Origin of the sequence: Halomonas cibimaris, from assembly GCF_039537045.1 — a bacterium.
Lineage (GTDB): Bacteria > Pseudomonadota > Gammaproteobacteria > Pseudomonadales > Halomonadaceae > Vreelandella > Vreelandella cibimaris.
The window spans coordinates 1-4,377 of the sequence record NZ_BAAAZT010000008.1; the positions used below are offsets into that span (position 1 = coordinate 1).

Below are 4,377 nucleotides of genomic sequence, written 5' to 3' on the forward strand. Positions count from 1 at the left end.
GGTCAGAATCTGGGTGCCGTCCATGCCATACCTCCTGTCCATGTGGAGGTCATATCCTGGCCCAGCTCAGGGGGCGAATTCCACACCCAACGACGAAGAGCCGATATTCCTGGCCGCGTTGATATCGCGGTCAATGGCCTGGCCGCAGCCGTCACAGTGCCAGTGGCGCTGCGACAGCGGCAGTCTTTCAATCCGGTGGCCGCAGTGGTGGCACGTTTTGCTGCTGGGCAGCCATTGGCTGACCTGAATGAGCTGGCGGCCCGCCCAGTCGGCCTTGTAAACCAGCTGGCGCAGGAACTCGCCCCAGCCGGCATCGCTGATGGCTCTGGCCAGTGTCTTGTTCTTGAGCATGCCGGCAATATTCAACGTCTCGACGCAGATCACTTGGTTTTCGTTGACCAGCGTCCGAGTCGCCTTGTGCATGGCGTCGCGGCGGCAGTCCGCGATTTTGGCATGCAGACGCGCCACCTTGCGGCGCATTTTGTGGCGGTTGTTCGAGCCTCGCTGCTTTTTGCTCAATCGGCGTTGCAGGTAGGCCAGTTTGGCGGCATACCGCTTGAGATAGCGCGGGTTGCCCGACTTCTGCCCCTGACTGGTGATGAACAGGTCGGTCAGCCCCAGATCAACACCTACGGTGTTAGGAGAGACCGGCAACGGCTCGGGCGTGAACTCGCACAGACAGCTGATGAAGTAGCGGTCTGCACGGTCGCGTGAAATCGTCACGCTGGACGGGGCGCCGGGCAGTGGCCGGCTCCAGCGGATCGGTAGCGGTGTTTTCGTTTTGGCGATAGTGATCTCGCCGTCCCGATAGCGGAAGGCAGCCTTGGTCAGCCTAATGGATTGCCGGCCATCCTTGGCTTTGAAGCGCGGATAGCGCGCCTTGAGCGTCGGATTGAAGAAGTTGTCGAAGGCCGCTTTTTGATCGCGCAGGGCTTGTTGCAGGATCACGCTGGACACGTCCTTCAGCCACGGATATTCCGCCTTGAGGGCCACCAGCCGCTTTTCTGCTGCCGAGTGGGTGAGCGNGGATTGAGCTAATAGCTCAGCCTGCTCGGGCGTCGGATAAAACCGTTCCTTGTAAGCGCGTTTCGTCATTTTGTATAAATATCAGGTGGTGATGGAACCTTCAACCCCGGCACCGCGTTGCGGTGCGCGCTTTTATCACCGCCCGCATGGGGCGATGCTTTACGCGCTATTTGGTAAGCCGGCTGTGTCTGGGCACCATGACGTTTGGCGAGCAAAACAGCGAAGCCGAGGCGCATCAACAGCTGGACCGCGCCGTCGCGTTTGGCATCAACTTCATTGATACCGCCGAAATGTATCCGGTACCGCCGCGTGCCGATACCCAGGGACGCAGCGAGCGCCACATCGGCTCCTGGCTTGCCCGGCGCGGTTCGCGAGACGACGTGATTCTCGCCACCAAGGCCGCCGGCCCGGGAGCGGGAGTGGCACACCTTCGCGGCGGCCCGCGGCTTACCCGCGGGCATTTACACCGGGCTATCAACCAAAGCCTTGAGCGGCTGCAAACCGACTATGTAGACCTCTATCAGCTGCACTGGCCCGACCGCCAGGCGAATTTTTTTGGCCCGCTGGGCTATGAACACGACGAAGACGAAGACGCGACATCGCTGGAAGAAAGCCTCTCAGCGCTCAAGGAACTGGTCGACGCCGGCAAGGTGCGCGCCGTCGGCCTGTCCAATGAAACGCCGGGGGCGTAATGAAGGCGCTGGCACTGGCCGAGCGGCTGGGCCTGCCCCGGGTCGCCTCCGTGCAAAATCCCTACAACCTGCTCAACCGCAGCTTCGAGGTAGGGCTCGCAGAAATCGCCCATCGGGAAAACGTCGGCCTTTTGGCCTACTCGCCGCTGGCCTTCGGCACGCTTTCCGGCAAATACGTAAACGGCGCCCGCCCGGCCGGGGCACGGCTGACGCTGTATGAACGTTTCCAGCGCTACGCCGCGCCCAAAGCGGAAAAGGCCATCAAGGCTTACGTCGCGCTTGCCCGGGACAGCGGGCTTGAGCCATCGCAGATGGCGCTGGCCTATGTCAATTCACGGCGCTTTCTGACCAGCAATATTATCGGTGCTACGACCATGGCACAGCTGGAAAGCAATCTGGAAAGCGAAGCGCTGCGCCTTGACGACGACGTGCTTGACGCCATCGACGCCATCCATCAGCGCATGCCCAACCCCTGCCCGTGATCGCCTTGCCAGCAACCCGTCTCTTATCGGCTTGATAGCGCCGGCCTTGGCCGGGGCTTGCTATCATTGAGACGGCAATCGCCCCGTGTTTTTCCCTACTGGTTTATGGAGCGCTTTATGCTAAGCGTTATTTCCCCGGCCAAAAAGCTGGACTTCGACACGCCGCCCACAGCGGCTGAGTACACCAACCCCGACTTTCTTGCGCAGAGCCAAACGCTGATCGACATTCTGCGTACGTATTCGCCGCAGCAGATCAGCGAACTGATGGGCATCAGCGACAAACTGGCCGGTTTGAACGCCGCACGCTTCGGCGAGTGGCACACCCCGTTCACTCCGGACAATGCCAAGCCGGCAGCACAAGCCTTTCAGGGGGATGTGTATACCGGGCTTGACGCCGCACGCTTCAGCGACGCCGATAACCGCTTTGCCCAGTCGCATCTGCGCATTCTCTCCGGGCTTTACGGCGTGCTGCGTCCGCTGGACCTTATCCAGCCCTACCGTTTGGAAATGGGCACTAAGCTTTCAAACCCGGCGGGCAAGGATCTTTACGCTTTTTGGCGCTCGACCGTGACCCGGGCGCTAAACGACGCCATTGCCGAAAGCGGCTCCCAAGTGCTGGTCAATTTGGCATCCAACGAGTACTTCAAGGCCATAGAGCAAAAAAGCCTTGATGCCCGGGTTGTGACACCGGTTTTCAAAGACGAAAAAAACGGGCGCTACAAGATCATCAGCTTTTATGCCAAAAAGGCCCGGGGGCTAATGAGCGCCTGGATTATTCACCAGCGCCTAAACGATGTTGCCGGGCTGGAAGAGTTCAACGCTGCCGGCTATCGCTTTAACGCGGCCGCCTCAGAAGGCGATACGCTTGTCTTTAGCCGGCGCGAACAGGACCGCCCCTGAGCCTGAGTCAAAAAAACGTAAGCGGCCGCGCCGAACGGTCTCGCAACAGCTGCCGGTGCGCCTGCTGAAACGTCTTTGTATCGCAGCGATCAAGCCACTCATAGGCGGCCATATCCGCTGTGATACTGACGGCCCCGCCGGCAGCGGCACGCTTGCGGGCCAGGCTTGCCTCATCTTGGCGGCGGCTGACCGTGGCCTCGCTCAGCCAGTACACCTCATAGCCTGCCTGCAGCAGGCCAAGCGCTGTTTGCAGCACACACACGTGCGCTTCTGCCCCGCAGATCACAACCTGCGGCCGGCCTGCCTGCGCTAGCGCATTGCGAAAGTCGGCCTCGCCCATTGCGCTGAAATGCTGTTTGCAAAAAAGCCGGTACTGTTTCAGCGCACCCAACAGCTCAGGCGCACTGGCACCGATTTTCTCCGGCGCCTGCTCAGTCACCCAGACCGGCACACCCACAAGTTCCGCCATCCGGGCTAGCCAGCCGGCTTCGTTTACGGCCTGCCGGCCGCTGTCAATCACCGGCAGCAAGCCTGTTTGAGGGTCTACGATCAGCAGCAGGCTATTTTCACGGTACAAACGCATTGTGTATTCTCCGCTCGTACACTCGGGGAGCACTTAGGCAGTGCCATAAGCCCCAAAAAGCCGCTTTAAGCGGCTTTTGTACGGCACGTTCGTCGACAAAATCGTTATTCAGCCGCTTGTTCGGCCGATTCCTGAAGCTCGTTACCCATTTCCTCAATGTTCTCGCCGGCCTGTTCCATACTTTCATCGATACTTTCGCCCGCTTTTTCAGCCGGCCCCTGCTCTTCACATGCAGCCAGACCGCCTGTCATCATCAGTACGCCCAATACCGCTGCCCGTTTTTTCAGCCCTGCATTCATGATCCATCCCCTCTTCTGTACGCTTTAGCGTTGTGCGTTGGTTCTTTCTGCCAAAGGTAGCAGACCCTGGCAAAAGGGGCATACTGCTGCCGGCGCTTTCATATTAGCTGCACGGCCTTGCGCATTGTCTGCCCGGCACGGATGTCACGGCGAGTTGCAAAACGCTACCTCAGATTAAGGGCTGGCCTGATGGCGGGTATCTATGGCCTTGACTACGGCTCTATGGCTATTTTTTTCTGACGCGCTTTTTCTTACACACTTTTTCTTCCGCGCACACAAAAAACCCGGCACGTGGCCGGGTTTTCTGCGTATTGATGCCTGACGATGTCCTACTCTCGCATGGGGAGGCCCCACACTACCATCGGCGCTGAACGGTTTCACTGCTGAGTTCGGCA

The 4,377-nt window shown here is 59.6% G+C and carries 4 protein-coding genes, 1 rRNA gene and 1 pseudogene; 2 read left to right on the top strand and 4 right to left on the bottom strand.

The genetic code is table 11. The features are described from left to right. Positions 1–66: 66 nt before the first annotated feature. Positions 67–1,095, bottom strand: a complete 1,029-nt coding sequence (locus ABD654_RS00585) for an RNA-guided endonuclease InsQ/TnpB family protein (protein WP_344701238.1) — start codon at positions 1,093–1,095, stop codon at positions 67–69. Positions 1,096–1,172: 77 nt separating this feature from the next. On the opposite strand from ABD654_RS00585, the pseudogene ABD654_RS00590 reads away from it, so the two are divergent. Both ABD654_RS00590 and yaaA read left to right on the top strand, forming a co-directional pair. Further along, a pseudogene (locus ABD654_RS00590) lies at positions 1,173–2,200 on the top strand (NADP(H)-dependent aldo-keto reductase). A gap of 117 nt (positions 2,201–2,317) precedes the next feature. Next, a complete protein-coding gene (gene yaaA, locus ABD654_RS00595) occupies positions 2,318–3,100 on the top strand; it encodes a peroxide stress protein YaaA (RefSeq protein WP_344701240.1) in 783 nt (260 codons plus the stop codon). Between the two features lie 7 nt (positions 3,101–3,107). Here the strand turns inward: yaaA and ABD654_RS00600 are convergent, their stop codons facing one another. From ABD654_RS00600 to rrf, 3 genes are all read right to left on the bottom strand, one after another. Then, positions 3,108–3,683, bottom strand: a complete 576-nt coding sequence (locus ABD654_RS00600; protein ID WP_344701242.1) for an isochorismatase family protein — start codon at positions 3,681–3,683, stop codon at positions 3,108–3,110. Between the two features lie 104 nt (positions 3,684–3,787). After that, positions 3,788–3,982, bottom strand: a complete 195-nt coding sequence (locus ABD654_RS00605) for a hypothetical protein (RefSeq protein WP_344701244.1) — start codon at positions 3,980–3,982, stop codon at positions 3,788–3,790. A gap of 316 nt (positions 3,983–4,298) precedes the next feature. Further along, positions 4,299–4,377: ribosomal RNA gene (rrf, locus tag ABD654_RS12145) — 5S ribosomal RNA — on the bottom strand; the annotation flags it as partial.

Excerpts from the sequence above, each read along its gene's own strand:
- yaaA (WP_344701240.1), top strand. The coding sequence starts at position 2,318 with ATGCTAAGCGTTATTTCCCCGGCCAAAAAGCTGGACTTCGACACGCCG.
- ABD654_RS00600 (WP_344701242.1), bottom strand. The coding sequence starts at position 3,683 with ATGCGTTTGTACCGTGAAAATAGCCTGCTGCTGATCGTAGACCCTCAA.
- ABD654_RS00605 (WP_344701244.1), bottom strand. The coding sequence starts at position 3,982 with ATGAATGCAGGGCTGAAAAAACGGGCAGCGGTATTGGGCGTACTGATG.